We start from the raw sequence: 18,191 nt of genomic DNA, 5'->3' as shown, positions 1-18,191 counted from the left end.
ACGCCTGGGTGACCGGGCTCGGCGGGCTGCGCGATGTGGTCCAGCAGGAGCTGGTCGCCCGGCAGCTGGACGAACAGATATCCGGGCGGTTCCCGGTGGGGAAGCGGCTGCGGGTGCTCGACGTGGGCATGGGCCAGGGCACGCAGGCGCTGCGGCTGGCCCGGGCCGGACACCAGGTGACCGGCCTGGAGCAGGACCCGAAGATGATCGCCGTGGCCCGGGATGCCCTCGCGGGGGAACCCGAGGGCATTCGAAAGCGGATGCGGATCATCGAGGGCGACGGCCGGGACACCGGTGTGCACTTCCTGCCGGGCGCTTTCGACGTGGTCCTGTGTCATGGCGTGCTCATGTACGTGGAGGAGCCCGACCCGCTGCTGGCGGGTCTCGCCCGGATGCTCGCGCACGGCGGACTGCTGTCCCTGCTCGTGCGCAACGGGGACGCGCTCGCACTGCGGCCGGGGCTCTCCGGCGCCTGGGCCGACGCGCTGGCCGCCTTCGACACGACCGCCAGCCTCCCCCATTCTCGAAAAGACTCGAACGGGGGGACCCCCATCCGGCTGGGGCTCGACGTACGGGCCGACCGGCTGAAGGACCTGACGTCGACGCTCGCGGGGATCGGGGCGCCGCTGCACGCCTGGTACGGGGTGCGCGTGTTCACGGACACGGCGGCGGACGGCGCGGAGGTCCCGGACGACGCGCAGACGCTGCTCGCGGTGGAGGAGAAGGCCGGGCGGACGGATCCGTACCGCGGGGTGGCGGCGTTGCTGCACCTGTGCGGCGTACGGGGCTGACGAGCGGGTGGGCGGGGGCCGTCGGCCCCCGCCCCGGGGCTCACGCCTCGGCCGCGTGCAGACTCATCGGGCCGTAGATCTCCGTGGCGTCCTCGAACAGCCGCACCTGGTCGGCGCCGCCTTCCTGCAGCTCCTTCCAGTGCTCCCCGATCCAGGACTCGGCATCCCCCTGGGTGGGGAAGTCCTCCGGCGGCACCGCGGGCTGGACCTCAGTCCCGTCGGTCTTCTCGAACCGCCACGTCCATGCCGCCATGTACGCCTCCCATGTGTGAGCACACTGCACAGCAGGAGCCGGATCTTGGTCCGGCTCCTGTCCCCGAGCGTAAGCGCTCCGCCGGGTTGGGCGTTATAGGCGTCGCGGGAGTGCGCGTTGTCGGGCGCGTGCGGGTGGTATCGGGCTGGTCGCGCGGTTCCCCACGCCCCTTAGGTGCGTCTCCGTCACGCGTGACCCATGGCCACGGGTGAGAATCGGGGCGTGGAACTCACTCTGCTTGGTACCGGCGCTCCTGCGGGGCTTCCCCGCCCCGATTGTCCCTGTGCGGCTTGTGCCGCCGCTCTCGGGCCGGACGCGCGGGCGGCCACCGCGTTGCTCTTGGACGGGGCGCTGTTGCTCGATCTGACGCCCGGAGCGGCGTTCGCGGCGGCTCGGGCGGGGCGTTCGCTGACCGGCGTGCGGCAGGTGCTGTTGTCGCATCCGCATGACGGGCCCGCGGTCGAGGTGCCTGCCGGGGTGCCGCAGCCCGGACGGGTGCCGGACGGGCAGGAGTTGACGCTGCTGACGGGGCACCGGGTGCGGGCGGTGGCGATGGACGCGCCGGGCACGGGGTACGCGGTGACCGGGCCGGAGGGGCAGCGGCTGCTGTATCTGCCGCCGGGCGGGGCGCCGGCGGGGCTGGCGGAACCGGCCGAGCCGTACGACATGGTCCTCGCGGATGTCGCGGGGCGGCCGGACGCGCTGGCGAAGCTGCGGGCGGTCGGGGCGGTGGGGCCGACCACCGATGTGGTCGCCGTCCATCTGGACCACGACGTGCCGCCGGGCCCGGAGCTCGGGCGGCGGCTCGCTGCGGCCGGGGCGCGGGCGGTGCCGGACGGGGCGACGCTGTCGGTGGGGGCGTACGAGGACGTGCCGGACGTACCACGGCGCACGCTGGTGCTGGGCGGGGCGCGGTCGGGCAAGTCGGTGGAGGCCGAGCGCCGGTTGGAGGCCTTTCCCGACGTGCTGTACGTGGCGACGGGCGGGTCGCGCAACGGGGACACCGAGTGGTCGGTGCGGGTGGCCGCGCATCGGGAGCGGCGGCCGGGTTCGTGGCAGACGGTGGAGACCTGCGATCTGGTGCCGCTGCTGGCGCGGGAGGGGCCGCCGGTGCTGGTCGACTGTCTGTCGTTGTGGCTGACGGACGCGATGGACTCCGTCGGGGCGTGGGACGACGCGGTGTGGGCGGAGCGCGGGGAGAAGGCGCTGCGGGAGCGGGTGCGGGAGTTGACGGAGGCGGTGCGCTCGAGCCGGCGGACCGTTGTCGCCGTGTCGAACGAGGTGGGGTCGGGGATCGTGCCGGCGACCGCGTCGGGGCGGCGGTACCGGGATGAACTCGGGCGGCTTAACGCGGGGTTCGCGGGCGAGTGTGAGCAGGTGCTGTTGGTGGTGGCGGGGCAGGCCTTGGTGCTGCGGGGGTGACAGGTGCTGTGGGTGGGGGCTGAGGCCGGGTGGGTGCGCAGCTCGGCGCGACGAGGTGCCTCCCCGCTCTCGGCTTCGCTCGAGCGGGGGACCCCCACCGCCCACCCGTGCCGCCCTGGGGGCACCTCCCAGGCCCTTGAGGCACTGGGGGAGGCACGCATGCCCGCAGCTAGGGGGCTTTTTGGGCGATGAGGCGGTACGTGTTCGCCAAGCGTGTGCGGCGGGCCACCGGGGCCAGTAGGTGGTCTGCCAGGGCCGCTACGCCCACCAGCGGGAGGCCCGCTCGGAGGAGGGCCTCGCGGGCGTGGCGTCGGAACGGGGGTGGGGGGATGGCTCGCCAGGGGGTGTCCGGGGTGGGGAGGGCGTGGGAGAGGGCCAGGGACGTCGCTCCGGAGAGGTCGTGGGGGATGTGGGTGGGGCGGTGGTCGAGGGTGAGGACCGCGCAGCCTGTCGTCTCCAGTTCGGCCCGGAGGTTGCGCGGGGGCAGCAGGTGGAGGTGGCGGGGCTGGTCGTAGAGGAGCCACCAGCGGCCCAGTAGCGCGGCGAAGACGCTGCGGGGGTCGAGGGTCTCGATGAGCAGGTGGCCGCCGGGGCGCAGAACGCGGAGGGCGGCGTGGAGTTCCGCGCGGGGGTCGAGGGCGCCCTCCAGGTGGTGGAGCATGCTGACCACGTCGTAGCGGGCGCGCAGCGGGCCCGAGATCCGGGGGTCCGACAGCCGGCCGACGTGGGCTTCCTCGACGCGTTCGGCCGCGACGGCCCGGACCACGCTCGGGGTGGCGTCCAGGCCGTCGAAGGAGGTGTACGGGAAGAACTCCCGGGCCGTCGCCGGGAAGCGCGCGAGGCCCGTCCCGACGTCCAGCCAGCTCTCCGGCTCCCCGAACCGCCGCATCGCCCGGGCGGCCGACAGGTGGCGCTGCCGGCTGCCGCGCAGGGCGACGAGGGCGTCGGCCGTGGGGTCCATGGGCGCCCCCCGCACGGTCCGCTGGTAGTGGACGAGGCCCTCGGCCGTGAGGCGGGGGTTCTGGAAGGTGTGGCCGCAGTCGCGGCAGTCGTCGACGGTGAAGTTGCCCGGCTTGTACTGCCGCAGGTCACCGGTGCGCAGCCGGTTGCGCAGCCGGCCGGAGCCGCACCAGGGGCAGTCCTCGCGGCGCGGTTCGTGCACCGGCGCGGTCGCCTGGGGGACGGAGGGGGCGGGAAGTTCGGGCATGGGCGGCTCCCGGGCGCGAGGCGTACGGCAGGGACGTACGACAATCCGCTGCAAACGGGAACGTATGGGATGCCGATCTTGGGTGCAACGACGTCGCCGTGACGGAGTCGCGATGTGGCGCCGTGCTGTTCGATCGGTGCCGGTACTGTTCGGCGAATGAGCTCGCTTAATCTCGACGACTTCACCGATCTGATCGAGCGTCCGGACGGCGGGATCCGCCGTGACGCCGAGGCACGCCGGGAGCGGCAGATCGTGCCGCCAGGATCGCTGGGCCGGCTCGACGACCTGGGTGAGTGGCTGGCGGCGGCGCAGTCCGCGGTGCCGGTGCGGCCGGTCGAACGGCCGCGGGTGGTGCTCTTCGCCGGTGACCACGGCGTCGCCGAACTGGGCGTCTCGGCCCGGCCGGCGGGCGGTGCCGGGGAGTTGGTGCGCGAGGTGCTGGAGGGCGGCAGGCCGGTCTCGGTGCTCGCGCGGCGGCTCGGCGTGCCGGTGCGGATCGTCGACATGGCCCTGGACTGTGACCCCGAGGCCCTGCCCGAGGACGTCGTACGGCACCGGGTGCGGCGCGGCAGCGGGCGGATCGACATCGAGGACGCGCTGACCCCGGAGGAGGCCGAGGCGGCGTTCCGGGCCGGGGTCGCGGTGGCCGACGAGGAGGCCGACTCCGGTACGGATCTGGTGGTGCTCGGCGATCTGAGCGTCGGCGGGACGACGGCCGCGGGTGTGCTGGTCGCGGCGTTGTGCGGGGTCGACGCGTCGGTCGTCACCGGGCGTGGCGGGCTGGCGATCGACGACCTGGCCTGGATGCGCAAGTGCGCGGCGATCCGTGACGCGCTGCGCCGGGCCCGGCCGGTGCTCGGGGACCAGTTGCAGTTGCTGGCGACGGTCGGCGGGGCCGATCTCGCGGCGATGACGGGCTTCCTGCTGCAGAGCGCCGTGCGGAAGCTGCCCGTGGTGCTCGACGGGGTCGTGACGGCCGCGTGCGCGCTGGCCGCGCAGCGGATCGCGTTCCGGGCACCGGACTGGTGGCTGGCCGCGCACGACAGCGGCGAGCCCGGGCAGGCCAAGGCGCTGGACCGGATGGCCCTGGAGCCGCTGCTGACCCAGGGCGTGACCGTCGGCGAGGGCGCGGGCGGGCTGCTGGCACTCCCCTTGGTGCAGGCCGCGGCGGCGCTGGCGGCGGAGCTGCCCGAGAAGCCGAAGGAGTCCGAGCGGCCGGAGGTCACGGAGGGCTCCGAGGTTTCCGCGGAGGAGTAACACCCGAGAGATCCAGGTCACGCACACCTGGCTCAACTTCGTCCCGTTCCGGTCGGTCTTCGCGTGTGGTGTCGGTTTGACTGAGCCACGGACACCGCGCACACCCGCTGCCGCACCGGCCCACGGACGAGGACCACCCGATGACCACGCTCGCCCGCCGGGCCCGCGCCGAATGGGGGCGGCTGTACGCCGCGGTGCGCGGGCCGCTGCGGGAGCGGCGCCTGCGCGCGGTGCCGATGGCGGCCGGGGCCGTGTGCCTGACGTCCGTGCTCCACTTCACGCACAACCAGTCGTGGGGCTACCGGTTCGTGCAGGACATCGGTGCCGTACGGGCCGAGGACCCGCTGTGGCTCGCGCTGCTGCGGACGCCGCTGTCGCTGTTCGTGCCCGCGCTTGATCTGCCGGTGTGGGGCGCGCTGGCGCAGATCCTGCTGGTGTTCGGCATCGCGGAGATCTGCCTGGGCTGGCGGCGGGCCCTGCTCATCGCCTACCTCGCGACGCTCGCGGGCACCCTCTACGCCCGCCTGGGCATCTGGCTGGGCCCGGACTCCCCGCTGGGCCTGCCCGCCTCGGACGCGCGGGTCGTGGACACCGGGCCGTCGGCGGCGGTGGTGGGCCTGGCCGTCTACCTGGGCCTGCGCTGTCGCGCGTATGTCACGGCGGCGGTGGTGATCGTGGCCATGGTGGTCGAGGTCGTCCTGAAGGAGAACCTCGCGGGCAAGGAGCACCTGGCGGCGATCACGGCCGTGCTGGTGCTGTGCGCGGCCGGTGCGCTGCGTCAGCGGTGTTCGAGGGACCGGACGGGTTCGGAATCGGGCGCGCCGCCGATCCAGTCCTGAAACCTGCGCCGTGGGCCCACCCAGCGGCGGTCGTGGTGGTAGGCCCGCAAGCCGGATTTCGCACGGGCGCGGGGGCGGTTCCGGTAGAACCGCTTGGCCCACGGGGAGGTGGGGCGGGCCAGCCGTACGGCGCCGATCAGGGCGACGAGGGGGATGATCACGCCCAGGACCGCGAGACGGACCTTGCCCTTGAACAGGGCGATGAGGGCGAACCCGAAGTTCACGACGACGTTCCCGAGGACGACGGCGCGGTTCTGCTGCTGGTCCTCGGAGAGGTCGTTGACGCCCAGCGGCGAGAAGCCGATCAGGAGCAGGCCGACGAGGGACGCGGTGAGGACGACCATCTCGACGCTCTTGCGGCCGTCCGGGGTCCAGTAGACGTCGGCGAGGTGCAGGACCAGGGCGAACTCGTCCAGGACGAGTCCCGCGCCGATGCCGAAAATCACCGCGGCCAGCGCCGAGCCGAAGCCGTACTGGCCGCCGGCGACCGCGCCGAAGCCGCCGATGATCGTCAGGATGACGCCGGGCACCACGTGGTGGACATGGACACCGCCGCTGCCGCTGATGTTGCGGAAGGGACCCTTGCCCGCCCGGATGAGGCGGGTGATACCCCGGGTGATCAAGAAGGTCAGCACGAAGGAGACGAGAGCGAGGAGCAGCGGCAGCTTGCCGGGTTCCATGATGTTCCGCTCGAACCATCCCATATGTGAACTTTATCCTCGGGCGCCGTGCCCGCTCTCCTGACCGGCCGGTAGCCTGCGCCGGTGCCCAGAACCTCGCCCCTCGACGGCCTCCGCTTCGCCTTCGGCACCCTCACGGTGTTCCCGGTCCGGGTGACCCGGTGGGACCGTCAGGCCGCGCGCGGCGGCATGCTGTGCGCTCCCCTGGCCGGGCTGGCGGTCGGTGCCGCGGCCGCCGCCGTCGGGCTGGTGCTGCTGTTCCTCGGCGCGGGCGGGCTGCTCGCCGCCGTGGCCACCGCCGCCGTGCCGGCCGTCCTCACCCGGGGGCTGCATCTCGACGGGCTCGCGGACACCGCCGACGGGCTGGGCAGCGGGAAGCCCGCCGAGGACGCGCTGCGGATCATGAAGCAGTCGGACATCGGGCCGTTCGGGGTCATCACCCTCGTCTTCGTCCTGCTCGCGCAGGTCACCGCGCTCGCCCAGGCCTACGACGCCTCCTGGGCCCGGGGCGCCTTCGCCGCGGTCGTCTCCGCGACGGCCGCCCGGCTGGCCCTGACCCTGGCGGCCCGGGCCGGGGTGCCGGCGGCCCGGCCGGAGGGGCTGGGGGCGACGGTCGCGGGCGTGGTGCCCCTGCGCGGGGCACTGCTCACCGCCGTCGCCGTCACGGGGGCGGCGGCAGCGGGAAGCGCCTTCGGGGGGCCGTACGACGTGGTCCGGACCGGGTGCGCGGTCGTCCTCTCCCTGGTCGCCGCCGAAGCGCTGCTGCGGCACTGCACGCGCCGCTTCGGCGGGGTCACCGGGGATGTGTTCGGCGGGCTCGCGGAGACGGCGGCGACGACGGCGCTGGTCGTTCTGTCACTGGGCTGAAACGATCTCCTCGTCCCCCTCCTGCCCCGGCCGCCCGGCCGCTAGCTTCGTCACCCGAACACACAAGTGATCGGGGGATGTTCATGCCGAAGCTGCGCCGTGCCGTGGCCTGGTCCGTCGACTTCGCACTGGTGCTGGCGCTGGCCTCGGCGCTCGCCGTGCTCACCTTCCACCGGATCTCCGCGCTCGTCACCGACGTGCCCGAACTCGCCACCCGCGGCGGCCTGGGCCTGCTGACCTCGCGCGGCGACATGCTCGACGCCTCCGAGGACCTGGGGCTCTCGCTGTGGAACAAGTCGGTGCTCTACGTCGAGCAGGCCTTCGGGCTGCTGGTGCTGGCGGTGTTCCTCTACCAGTGGGTGTGCCTGGCGCTGGCCGGGCGCACGGTCGGCAAGGCCCTGGCCGGGCTGAAGGTCACCCCGAGCCTCCCGCGCCGGGCCGCGCGGCGGGCCGCCGTCACCACCGCCGCGGACGTCGCCGTGTACGCGGTGGCCTGCGTGCTGCTGGTCGAGGGCCAGGTCGTGCTGTCGGTGCTGGTGTGGGGGGTCGCGGTGGTGCTGTTCCTGCTGAACGCGCTGCCGGTCCTCTCCCCCGGCCGGCGCTCCCTCGCCGACCGGGTGGCGGGCACGGCGGTCTCCGGTGTCAGGCTCAGCAGGCCTGTCGCCACACCCCCAGTTCGTACTTCTTGAGCAGCGAACTGAGCTTCAGGCGGCGGGACTCGGCGCAGAAGCGGCGGGTGGGCACCTCGTACTCGACGTGGAAGACGGCCTTGCCCGCGTCGACGAACGGCTTCAGGGCCGCGCACTCGCCGTACTGGGCGCACTGTTCGTTGACCGCGAAGTCGAAGTCCCCGACCAGCTCGGGGATCTGGTCCAGGTCGTTCTTCAGCCCGACGGCAAGGCCCCGGTCGTGGGCCAGGCGGGCGATGAGGCGGTTGTAGCGGAGCTGGTCGGCGGCCTTCAGCGGGAAGCCCGTTTCGTTGCGGTAGCCGTCCATGTTGTCGGGCTCCACCGCGTCGAAGCCCTTGTCGCGGCACATGTCGATCCGGGCCGCCATGAGGGGCTCCAGGACGTCGGTGCGGCGGATGTCCAGCCAGCGCTCGCCCTTCCAGCCGTTGCCGCGTCCGAGGACGGCCTTCGGGAACTTCTTCGCGTCCGGGCGGAACTCCTCCCAGGCGCCGGTGGACAGATAGCAGATGACCTTGCGGCCCTCGCGGTGCAGGCGGGTGACGGTGGCCTCGGAGTGGTCGAAGCCGTCGATGTCGTAGACCGGCACGTCGACGGAGGTGTCCAGCTTCCCGCTGAGCTGCCACTGCCAGGCGGTGCCCGGCCGGGGCTGCCAGCGGGGGCCGGGATTGTCGTCGGCGGCCTTCTGGGTGCAGCCGGCGAGCAGCAGGACGAGCAGGGCGACGAGCAAGGACGTGCGTCTCACGGGGTGTTCTCCGGGTTGTGCAGGGTGTACGGCAGTGTGCCCCAAGGATGATCGCCGGTGCCGGGCACCGCACAATGCACCGCCGCGCCCCGCGCCCTGGCCAGGCCCTCGGGGTCGGCGTCGGGCGGCACGTCGTACACCAGGTGGCACAGCCGCACGTCGCTGCCGCCGGGCCACGGCTCGGGTCGCAGCGCGCGGTACGACGCCCAGGTGCCCTCGAAGGTGACGAGGACGTCGGCGATGCGGGCGTAGCAGGGGTGCGGTGGAGTGCCGTGGTTGAGGGCTAGGGTGCCGCAGCCGACGCCCCAGGCGGCCACCGCCAGGCGCTGGTAGTACTCGAACTGCTCGGGCCCGGACGGGACCTGGTCGAGGAAGGCGCCGTCGGTGCCGTACCAGTCGCGGTGCCGGGTGAGTTCGCGGACGACATCGGTGGTGGCGCGGCGGCCGTAGTCGGTGTCGGCGTACCCGAGGACCCGGACTCCCGCGGCCCGCAGCCGGGCGGCGATCTCGGCGAAGGCCGCGTCGGGGCTGTCGCCGGGCCCGCTGGCAGGGTTGAGGACCACCCCGTAGAGGCGGGGCGCGGCGGCCAGGATCGCCTCCCATTCGGCGGGACGGACGGACGGGTGCTCGTAGTACGGAACCAGGAGAGTGCTCATCGGTGGGCTGTTGCCCTCCCCAGCAGGGCGCACACCAGGGCGCCCTGGACGACGGCCGCCGTGCCGTACACGGCCGGGCCCGCCAGGTGCGGGTCCCCGGTGCGCGTGACGAGGAGCAGGGTCTGGGCGAGGGCCGCGGCGCAGCACACCGCCGTCGCACCGGTCACCGCGCCGAACGACTGGAGCAGCAGGCCCGTCCACAGCACCACGCCCAGCAGGAGCAGCCCGGCCAGCCGGACGCCGCCGGGGACCGGGGCGTGCGGCCACAGGGCGGAGGCGGCGAGACTCAGGGCGAGCAGGGCGGCGAGGTAGGCGGCCAGGCACTGGACGACGGTGAGGACGGTGGTGCGCCAGAAGGTCCCGGCGGTGCCGCTGGAGCGCAGTGCGGCGAGGCTGCCGCTGCGGAATCGATACAGCAGCCACTCGGCGGGGCCCATGCTGAGGGTGAGCGCCACGGCGGCAGGTGCGGCGACCGCGCTGCCGTTGTCACCGGCGAGGACGTCACCGAGAGCCGCGTACAGCACGAGAACGCCGGTGGCGAGCCCGAACAGGGCGTACGGCAGGGAGCCCGCGAGCCGGGGCCCGGCGGGGCGACGGGGTGCCGGGGCGGTGCCGACCGCGCCGAAGGGCAGCATGGCGGCGAGTCCCGCGGTCCAGCCGCCCTCGCCCGGTTCCTTGAGGGCGGGTGCCACTTCGCGCACGGCGAGGGCCGCGACCGCCGCGAGTGAGCCCAGCAGCAGGACCGGGCTCACGGCCTCGGGCAGCGGGCCGGCCAGGGACAGGACCGCGCCCGTCGCCATCGGCGCGAGGGCGGCCATCAGGAGCCGTTCGCGGCCCATCACCAGCAGGACGGTCGCCGCCGCCAGATAGCAGGACTGCCCGGCGGCGAAGGCGACCGCGGCCGGGGCGGCACCGGCCGCACAGGCCAGGGCGACCACGGAGCCGAGCAGCGCGCCCGCCGGGGCGCCGAGCAGCAGCGCGCGCCGGGCGGCCGTCCGGTCGCCCAGCCCCAGCCATGCGTACGCCCGGTGGGCGAGGCCCTGGTTCCACGTCCAGCCGCACAGGGCGCCGGCGAGGAGCGGGACCGTGCCCGCGGGGAGGCCGAAGTCGTCGTCGCCGGCGAACAGGGGTGCGCCGAGGACGTAGGCGAGGCCGGGCAGGGCGAAGACGACGCCGCGCAGCAGACAGCCGAGCAGGCCGGTCTGCCAGGGGTCGGGCGCCGGGCCGGCGGGCTCGGGGTAGCGGCGTTCGACGCGTTCGTAGAGGGTCTCGGCGAGCGCGAAGGAGTTCTTGACGCCGTACCGCTCGCGTATCTGGTCGTCGGAGAGGCCGTCGGACTCCAGCAGGGCGGCGATCTCGTCCGGGTGGACGGCCGCGGCGATGAAGTCCTCAAGCCGGGCGGCGAGTTCGTCGACCGGGTCGGGCCGGGCCCAGCTCGGCGTGGCGCGCTGCCGGGGGATGTAGGGCAGGGTGTCCGGGCGGGAGCCCGGGGGGAGCCAGACGCTTCCGCTCACCAGCCGGCCCCTCCCACAGACTCCGTCCGGGGGGACCCCGATACCGCGGTGGACGCGTACCAGGGGTCGCGCAGTTCCAGGGTCCAGTCGGCGACCGTCTCCAGGGTGGGCTCGTACACCTCGTCCTCGCCCGCGAGTTCCTTGTAGACGGTGCGGAAGGCGTCCACCGAGCGGCGCAGTGTGAAGCGGTCGATGACGCGCCGGCGCGACAACTCGCCCAGTTCGAGACGCCGTCGGTCGTCCTTGAGCAGGGTCAGGGCGGCGGCGGCCATCTTCTCCGGCTCGCGCGGGGGCACGACCAGGCCCGTGTCGCCGACGGCCTCGCGCACCCCGCCGACGTCCGTCGACACCGTCGTACGGCCGCAGGACATGGCCTCGATGATGGAGAACGGGAAGCCCTCGGAGATCGACGACAGCATGACCACGTGCCCGGCCGCGTAGGCCCGCCAGACCTCGGTGATACGGCCCTCGAAGGTCAGGCCGTCGGTGACGCCCAGTTCGGCGGCGAGCTTCTCCAGCCGGGTCAGGTACGCCTCGCCGCCGGGCGGGACCGGGCCGAAGAGCCTGAGCCGGGTCGCGGGCATCTCGGCGCGCACCATCGCGTAGGCGCGGATCAGGGTCTCCAGGTCCTTGATGGGGTCGATCCGGCCGCACCAGGAGAGCGTGGGGACCTCGGGCTCGGGGCCGGCGTGCGGGAAGGCGGCCGGGTCGACTCCGTTGTAGACCGTGCGGATCTTGCCGGCGTCGGCGCCGCCGCGTTCCTCCCAGCGGCGGTTGTACTGGTTGCACGGGGTGATCAGATCGGCGGCGCGGTAGCCGTAGGAGTTCAGCTCGCGGTAGAAGCCGAGCATGAACGCCTTCACGGGCCAGCGCTGGGCGTCGCGGCGGTAGCCGAGGTAGCGCTCGCGCAGATAGATGCCGTGCTCGGTGAGCAGAAACGGTACGCCGTCCAGGTGGCGGGCGGCGAGCGCGGGCAGGGTGGCGAGGCCGCTGCTGACGGCGTGGGCGACGGAGTCCTCCGGGATGCGGACGCCGAGCGGGCGCAGGGCGTGTTCCAGCAGGTCGGTCGCGGTCAGCGCGTCGTGCACGGTGGGCCGTGCGGCGGCGGTCGGCAGATGCGGCATCGTCCAGATCCACATCAGGGACTTCAGCGCCGACTCGGTGCGCAGCGCGGCCGACAGGCGTCCGTCCCGGGCGAGTTCGGCCAGCTCGTTCAGGGACGTGCCGAAGTCGGTGGGCGAGCCGGGGTCGAGGAAGGAGAGCAGGAAGCGCTCGTAGGTGTCGGTGAAGCGGCGGCGGGCCTTGCCGTAGGGAGGCCTTCTGCGGCCGGGGCGCGGGCCCCAGGTGGGGACGGAGGTGTGGGCGTAGACGTTGGGCGGCAGGTCCCAGGTGACGGGTTCGCGGCCGCTGCCGGTGAGGGAGACGATGTGGAAGTCGACCTCCGGCATGCCCTTGACGAGTTGGTCGCACCAGGTGCTGACGCCGCCGTGGACGTGTGGGTAGGTGCCTTCCGTGAGCATGGTGACGTGGCGGCCTGTTCGCCTCATGCGGTGTTTCCCCCTGTGGTGCGGATGATGTGCGGGGAGCTGCTGCCCGGATGCCGAGTGCGGCTTGTGGTGGGCTGGTCGCGCCCCGCGGCGGAGCCGCATGTCAGATACAGCCCCGCGCCCCTTTACGGGAGCCTCAGCGTGAGCGCCGATTGGAGTGTCGCCGGGGTCGTCCACGCCGAGCGGGATCCCGCGTACGGGGTGCCGAAGGCGCTGGTGCCCAGCAGGAGTTGCTTCTTGGTTCCCTCCGGGGCGGTCACCGGGATCTGCGTGCCGGACGGGGCCGTGACCGTGACGGTGGTGCCGATGCGGTACGCCGTCACCCGTCCGTTCGCCAGGGCGGTCTGCCATGCGGCGCGGCGCTGCACCTCGGTGCCGATGGCGCTGTGCCGGGGGTTCTCCAGCGGGGTGTCGTCGGCGAACAGCGCCCGGTAGTCGGCGAGCACCTTCTCCATGACCGGGTAGAGCAGCCGGTCCTCGGCCAGGTTGGACTGGTGCGCGTAGTGCGGCCGGGGGTCGCCCGCGAGGGCGTGTCCGAGGGCGGTGCGCGCCTCCTGCGGGACGATGTGCTCGGCGTAGCCGGTGGTGGTGTCGAGCGGCTCGTCCAGACAGGTCGAGGTGGGGTTGTCCTCGCAGACGCCGCTGCCGCCGTCGCCGCGCGAGGTGTAGATCCAGTTGTACTCGTCGGCCATCTCGGCCGCCGTGCCCACGTTGTAGTACACGTTCATCGGGTGGCGCGGAACGGTCAGCGCGGTGCCGATCGCCCGCTGCCCGGGCTCGCGGGAGTTGTCCGAGGCGATCCACTTGACGCCGGTGTCGGCGAGCGCGCCGGACAGGTTCGGGTTGTCGTTCGGCTGCTGGGGCAGCGTCTTCAGGCCCGAGTGCTCACCGGTGACCAGCTCGGAGCGGTCGACGGGGAGGCCCTTGCCCACCGCCCAGTTGTGGTTGTCGCGGATCTGCGCGGCGATCTCGGCGCGGCCCATGTACCGCGTCGAGCCGTCCGCGTTCTTCGCGCAGCTCCACGGCACGCTCGAGGTGTCCTGGACGCAGCCCAGGAACGGGTGCGTGTAGGTGTGGTTGACCCAGCGGTACTGCGCCTTGTCGGCGACCAGCCGGTCGGCGAGGGCGTCGGTGCCGCCGTGTTCGGTCTTCCACTCCTCGCCGGAGCCGGCGTTGTAGACCATGTCCATGGTGAAGCCGTGCTCGCGCTGCCACTGGGCGGCGTAGGCGGCGTCGTCCGCGGTCATGCGGATCGGCGTGGTGCCCTCGCCGTCGCCGCCCGCGCAGTCGAAGTCGCCCGGGGTGCAGTCGCGTTCGGTGTCCCAGCGGCTGTCCGGGGCGAACACGTCGTCGACGTGCACCGCGAAGGAGTTACGGGTCTGCCCCAGGTGCACGCCCTGGGTGAGCCACTCGACGATGCCCCGGGCCAGCAGCCGGAACTGCTGCTGGTTGTTGTTGTACGCGAAGGTCACGACGAGTTCGCGGCGGCCGTCGTGGGCGTACTCGCCGACGAGGCTGCCGCGGCCGGTGCCGCCGGGCACGGGGAGGTCGACGTAGCTGGTGAAGCCGGCGCGGGGCCGGGCCGCGTAGCCGTAACTCTCCTGCACGCCCGGCGCGTTGTCCTCGAACCGGAACGCGCCCTGAAGGTAGCCGAACCGGCCCGCCTTCCCGGCCGCCGTGACGGATGCCTCGCGCCCGTCAAGAGTGCCTGCCCAGCCACCCTCGCTGGTGTAGTCGAGGCCGACCTCCGGGTGGGCCCAGGTGTAGGCGTCGACCTGCGGGATGCCGTACGTCCGCTCGTACGCCTCCAGGGCGGTCTGCTCGGCGGAGCCCGCGCCGAACGGGGCCTCGTTCGGCAGAACGACGCCCTGGTACTTGGCGCGGGGCCTGCCGTTGACCGTGTCGCTCAGGAACGACTCGGTGATCTTCGGGCGGCCGGAGTCGTTCAGGTCGACGGTGGTGTACGGGACGCCCGTGCTTCTGAGCTGGGCGGTGACGGCCTCGACGGGACTGTCGCCGTTGTCCACCACGAGCACCTTGAGATCGACGCGCGGTTCCTCCGCGGCCGCCGCCCCGGGCGCCACCGCCCCGGCCGTGATCATGCCTGCCGCCGTCATCGCCGCGGCCGTGTTTCTCCACCTGCGCGCACGCTGCGCCATGGTTCCTCCCCCAGAAGATCCCAGAGCTCCCCTTGCGGTCGAACAGAGGCCGAACAGAGGAGGATCAGTGAAAATCATGCAAAGCGGCGAGCGGGACTCTCACCGGATCCGAGCGAGTGTGACCGAGTTCACCGCCGTGAAGGATCAAGAAATGGCTACTACGCGACCGACAGGTGAACACCCGCAGTAATGAGCGAACGCGACCACGCGCGTAGTCTCGTCGTCGAGTGTTCGCCGCACCGGGGAAGGCCCCGTGATCGCCAGACCCTGAGTCGGAATAGGGTCGGCTCGGGCCCGGTCGACCCACACCGTTCGACCATCGCAACTTCACATCGGAAGCGAGATTTCACCACCGTGACTGCTCTCACTCTCAGCACCGCCGCGGCGCCCGGTCTGCGGGCCGACGCGATCGTGATCGGTGTCGCCAAGGGTGCCAAGGGGCCGGTCGTCGCACCGGGCGCCGAGGCCGTGGACAAGGCGTACGACGGCAAGCTCGCCGGCGTCCTGGAGACTCTCGGCGCCTCCGGTGCCGAGGGCGAGACGACGAAGCTGCCGGCACCGTCCGGCTTCAAGGCACCGCTCGTACTGGCGGTGGGCCTGGGTGCGGTGCCCGAGAAGGACGCCGACTACGACACCGAGGCCCTGCGCAAGGCCGCCGGCGTCGCCGCCCGCGCCCTGGCAGGCACCAAGAAGGCCGCGTTCGCGCTGCCCCTGACGGACGCCGCCGACGCCGGCGCGATCGGCGAGGGCGCGCTGCTCGGCGCGTACTCCTTCGACGCCTACAAGGACAACGGCAAGGACGCCAAGGCCAAGAACGGCAAGGCCCCCCTCGCCGAGGTCGCCCTGCTGGGCGGCAAGCCCCGCGACAAGGCATACAAGGCGGCGATCGAGCGTGCCGCCGCCGTGTCCGAGGAGCTCAACCGCGCCCGCGACCTGATCAACACCCCGCCGAACGACCTGAACCCCGAGGCGTTCGCCGCCGTCGCGCAGGCCGCGGCCAAGGAGCACGGCATCAAGGTGCAGGTGCTCGACGTGAAGGCCCTGGAGAAGGGCGGCTACGGCGGCATCCTCGGCGTCGGGGCCGGCTCGGCGGCGGGACCGCGCCTGGTGAAGCTGTCGTACACCTCCTCGAAGGCGAAGAAGCACCTCGCCTTCGTCGGCAAGGGCATCACCTACGACTCGGGCGGCATCTCGCTGAAGCCGGCCGGTCACAACGAGACGATGAAGTGCGACATGAGCGGCGCGGCCACCGTGTTCGCCGCGGTCGTCGCCGCCGCGCGTCTCGGCCTGGAGGTCAACGTCACCGGCTGGCTCGCCCTGGCCGAGAACATGCCCTCCGGTTCCGCGACCCGTCCGGGTGACGTGCTGCGGATGCACAGCGGGAAGACGGTGGAGGTGCTCAACACCGACGCCGAGGGCCGCCTGGTGCTGGCCGACGCCCTGTGGGCGGCCTCCCAGGAGAAGCCGGACGCGATCGTGGACGTGGCGACGCTGACCGGGGCGATGGTGCTGGCGCTGGGCAACCGGACGTTCGGGATCATGGGCAACGACGACGCGTTCCGCTCCGCGGTGCACGAGGCCGCCGAGGAGGTCGGGGAGCCGGCGTGGCCGATGCCGCTGCCGGAGCACCTGCGCAAGGGGATGGACTCTCCCACGGCCGACATCGCGAACATGGGCGAGCGGATGGGCGGCGGGCTGGTCGCCGGTCTGTTCCTGCGCGAGTTCGTGGGCGAGGGGATCACCTGGGCGCACCTCGACATCGCGGGGCCGGCGTTCAATGAGGGCGGGCCCTTCGGGTACACGCCGAAGGGTGGCACGGGGACGGCTGTGCGGACGCTGGTGCGGCTGGCGGAGCTGACGGCCGCGGGCGACCTCGGCTGAGTTCGCCTTTGGGCTCGGCCTCGCCGGTTGTGTGGCGAGTGCGGGGGCGTGGGGGCTGGTCGCGCGGTTCCCCGCGCCCCTTGAGGGCGTGACCCCGCTGTCCGTCACATATGAACGTGGGGCGTCTCACACAGCAGCCCGGCGTCTCTTTGTGTGTCGACAAGTGCGAAGATGGGGCTCGGCAGGACAGGGCCCCACCGAAGGGCCGAAGAACGAGCGGCCGGACACCAGCCGCCTGCCGGTCAGTGAAGACCGGCGTACGGCGCACATGCATGGAGGACGTGACGTGGCGAACGACGCCAGCACCGTTTTCGACCTAGTGATCCTCGGCGGTGGCAGCGGTGGTTACGCCGCGGCCCTGCGCGGAGCGCAGCTGGGCCTGGACGTCGCCCTGATCGAGAAGGACAAGGTCGGCGGCACCTGCCTGCACCGGGGATGCATCCCCACCAAGGCCCTGCTGCACGCGGGCGAGATCGCCGACCAGGCCCGCGAGAGCGAGCAGTTCGGTGTGAAGGCCAGCTTCGAGGGCATCGACATCGCCGGCGTCCACAAGTACAAGGACGGCGTGATCTCCGGCCTGTACAAGGGTCTGCAGGGCCTCGTCGCCTCCCGCAAGGTGACGTACATCGAGGGCGAGGGCAAGCTGTCCTCCCCCACCTCCGTCGATGTGAACGGCCAGCGCGTCCAGGGCCGCCACATCCTCCTCGCGACCGGCTCCGTGCCGAAGTCGCTGCCCGGCCTGGAGATCGACGGCAACCGCATCATCTCCTCCGACCACGCCCTCGTCCTGGACCGTGTGCCGAAGTCGGCCATCGTCCTCGGCGGCGGTGTCATCGGCGTCGAGTTCGCCTCCGCCTGGAAGTCCTTCGGTACGGACGTCACCGTGATCGAGGGCCTGAAGCACCTCGTCCCGGTCGAGGACGAGAACTCCTCCAAGCTGCTGGAGCGCGCCTTCCGCAAGCGCGGCATCAAGTTCAACCTGGGCACGTTCTTCGAGAAGACCGAGTACACCCAGGACGGTGTCAAGGTCACCCTCGCCGACGGCAAGGAGTTCGAGGCCGAGGTCCTGCTGGTCGCCGTCGGCCGCGGCCCGGTCTCCGCCGGCCTCGGCTACGAGGAGCAGGGCGTCGCCATGGACCGCGGCTACGTGCTGGTCGACGAGTACATGCGCACCAACGTCCCGACCATCTCCGCCGTCGGTGACCTGGTCCCGACCCTCCAGCTCGCGCACGTCGGCTTCGCCGAGGGCATCCTGGTGGCGGAGCGTCTGGCCGGTCTGAAGACCGTTCCGATCGACTACGACGGTGTCCCGCGGGTGACGTACTGCCACCCGGAGGTCGCCTCCGTCGGTATCACCGAGGCCAAGGCCAAGGAGATCTACGGCGCGGACAAGGTCGTCGCTCTGAAGTACAACCTCGCGGGCAACGGCAAGAGCAAGATCCTGAACACCACGGGCGAGATCAAGCTCGTCCAGGTCAAGGACGGTGCCGTGGTCGGCGTCCACATGGTCGGCGACCGCATGGGCGAGCAGGTCGGCGAAGCCCAGCTGATCTACAACTGGGAGGCGCTGCCCGCCGAGGTCGCGCAGCTCGTCCACGCCCACCCGACGCAGAACGAGGCGCTCGGCGAGGCCCACCTGGCCCTGGCCGGCAAGCCCCTCCACTCGCACGACTGACCCCCTCGGTCG

16 protein-coding genes are annotated in these 18,191 nt (G+C 72.6%); 8 read left to right on the top strand and 8 right to left on the bottom strand.

The genetic code is table 11. The features are described from left to right. The first annotated feature begins 50 nt into the window (after nt 1-50). The gene (locus ACZ58V_RS17790; RefSeq protein ID WP_468191729.1) at nt 51-791 is read left to right on the top strand and encodes a class I SAM-dependent methyltransferase; all 741 of its coding nucleotides are present in this window, start codon (nt 51-53) and stop codon (nt 789-791) included. 40 nt (nt 792-831) lie between these two features. On the opposite strand, the gene ACZ58V_RS17785 is transcribed toward ACZ58V_RS17790, so the two are convergent. Beyond that, nucleotides 832-1,044, bottom strand: a complete 213-nt coding sequence (locus ACZ58V_RS17785) for a hypothetical protein (RefSeq protein WP_382841179.1) — start codon at nt 1,042-1,044, stop codon at nt 832-834. 222 nt (nt 1,045-1,266) lie between these two features. Between ACZ58V_RS17785 and ACZ58V_RS17780 the strand changes: the two genes are divergently transcribed. Beyond that, nucleotides 1,267-2,466, top strand: a complete 1,200-nt coding sequence (locus ACZ58V_RS17780) for a bifunctional adenosylcobinamide kinase/adenosylcobinamide-phosphate guanylyltransferase (RefSeq protein ID WP_471290673.1) — start codon at nt 1,267-1,269, stop codon at nt 2,464-2,466. A gap of 169 nt (nt 2,467-2,635) precedes the next feature. Here the strand turns inward: ACZ58V_RS17780 and ACZ58V_RS17775 are convergent, their stop codons facing one another. After that, nucleotides 2,636-3,673 (bottom strand): class I SAM-dependent methyltransferase, encoded by a 1,038-nt coding sequence (locus ACZ58V_RS17775; RefSeq protein WP_471290672.1) that lies wholly within the window; start codon nt 3,671-3,673, stop codon nt 2,636-2,638. A 156-nt stretch (nt 3,674-3,829) separates the two neighbouring features. Between ACZ58V_RS17775 and cobT the strand changes: the two genes are divergently transcribed. Then, entirely contained in the window at nt 3,830-4,930 is a 1,101-nt protein-coding gene (gene cobT / locus ACZ58V_RS17770) for a nicotinate-nucleotide--dimethylbenzimidazole phosphoribosyltransferase (protein WP_471290671.1), read from the top strand. Nucleotides 4,931-5,070: 140 nt separating this feature from the next. After that, nucleotides 5,071-5,769 (top strand): hypothetical protein, encoded by a 699-nt coding sequence (locus ACZ58V_RS17765; protein ID WP_468190575.1) that lies wholly within the window; start codon nt 5,071-5,073, stop codon nt 5,767-5,769. Here the strand turns inward: ACZ58V_RS17765 and ACZ58V_RS17760 are convergent. Further along, nucleotides 5,709-6,473, bottom strand: a complete 765-nt coding sequence (locus tag ACZ58V_RS17760) for a hypothetical protein (RefSeq protein WP_468190577.1) — start codon at nt 6,471-6,473, stop codon at nt 5,709-5,711. The two genes, ACZ58V_RS17765 and ACZ58V_RS17760, sit on opposite strands and share 61 nt — an antisense overlap. Nucleotides 6,474-6,533: 60 nt before the next feature. On the opposite strand from ACZ58V_RS17760, the gene ACZ58V_RS17755 reads away from it, so the two are divergent. Continuing rightward, nucleotides 6,534-7,316, top strand: coding sequence for an adenosylcobinamide-GDP ribazoletransferase (locus tag ACZ58V_RS17755; RefSeq protein WP_471290670.1), 783 nt, complete (start codon nt 6,534-6,536; stop codon nt 7,314-7,316). Nucleotides 7,317-7,399: 83 nt separating this feature from the next. Continuing rightward, nucleotides 7,400-8,005: an RDD family protein gene (locus ACZ58V_RS17750; RefSeq protein ID WP_471290669.1), complete on the top strand. Its 606-nt coding sequence runs from the start codon at nt 7,400-7,402 to the stop codon at nt 8,003-8,005. On the opposite strand, the gene ACZ58V_RS17745 is transcribed toward ACZ58V_RS17750, so the two are convergent. The 5 genes from ACZ58V_RS17745 to ACZ58V_RS17725 all read right to left on the bottom strand — a co-directional run bounded on the left by ACZ58V_RS17745 (nt 7,965) and on the right by ACZ58V_RS17725 (nt 14,623). Beyond that, nucleotides 7,965-8,747 carry an endo alpha-1,4 polygalactosaminidase gene (locus tag ACZ58V_RS17745; RefSeq protein ID WP_468190583.1) on the bottom strand — a complete coding sequence of 261 codons (783 nt, stop codon included), beginning with the start codon at nt 8,745-8,747 and terminating at the stop codon, nt 7,965-7,967. The two genes, ACZ58V_RS17750 and ACZ58V_RS17745, sit on opposite strands and share 41 nt — an antisense overlap. Continuing rightward, nucleotides 8,744-9,403, bottom strand: coding sequence for a spherulation-specific family 4 protein (locus ACZ58V_RS17740; RefSeq protein ID WP_468190585.1), 660 nt, complete (start codon nt 9,401-9,403; stop codon nt 8,744-8,746). The genes ACZ58V_RS17745 and ACZ58V_RS17740 overlap by 4 nt, the downstream gene beginning before the upstream one ends. After that, on the bottom strand, nt 9,400-10,917 hold the full coding sequence (locus ACZ58V_RS17735) for a hypothetical protein (RefSeq protein ID WP_471290668.1): 1,518 nt from the start codon (nt 10,915-10,917) through the stop codon (nt 9,400-9,402). Before ACZ58V_RS17735 ends, ACZ58V_RS17740 begins: the two co-directional genes overlap by 4 nt. Continuing rightward, entirely contained in the window at nt 10,914-12,464 is a 1,551-nt protein-coding gene (gene pelF / locus ACZ58V_RS17730) for a GT4 family glycosyltransferase PelF (RefSeq protein WP_471290667.1), read from the bottom strand. The genes ACZ58V_RS17735 and pelF overlap by 4 nt, the downstream gene beginning before the upstream one ends. A 125-nt stretch (nt 12,465-12,589) precedes the next feature. Continuing rightward, nucleotides 12,590-14,623 carry a hypothetical protein gene (locus ACZ58V_RS17725; RefSeq protein ID WP_468190591.1) on the bottom strand — a complete coding sequence of 678 codons (2,034 nt, stop codon included), beginning with the start codon at nt 14,621-14,623 and terminating at the stop codon, nt 12,590-12,592. 354 nt (nt 14,624-14,977) lie between these two features. Here ACZ58V_RS17725 and ACZ58V_RS17720 point away from each other — a divergent pair, with 354 nt between their 5' ends. Together ACZ58V_RS17720 and lpdA are read left to right on the top strand one after the other, a co-directional pair. Further along, on the top strand, nt 14,978-16,504 hold the full coding sequence (locus tag ACZ58V_RS17720) for a leucyl aminopeptidase (RefSeq protein ID WP_468190593.1): 1,527 nt from the start codon (nt 14,978-14,980) through the stop codon (nt 16,502-16,504). A gap of 286 nt (nt 16,505-16,790) precedes the next feature. Beyond that, nucleotides 16,791-18,179, top strand: coding sequence for a dihydrolipoyl dehydrogenase (lpdA, locus tag ACZ58V_RS17715; protein WP_189724626.1), 1,389 nt, complete (start codon nt 16,791-16,793; stop codon nt 18,177-18,179). Nucleotides 18,180-18,191: the final 12 nt, after the last annotated feature.

Source organism: Streptomyces sp. NPDC040589, from assembly GCF_055594445.1.
The sequence above is the reverse complement of the archived record's forward strand: the minus strand, read 5'-3'. Positions and strand labels throughout refer to the sequence as shown.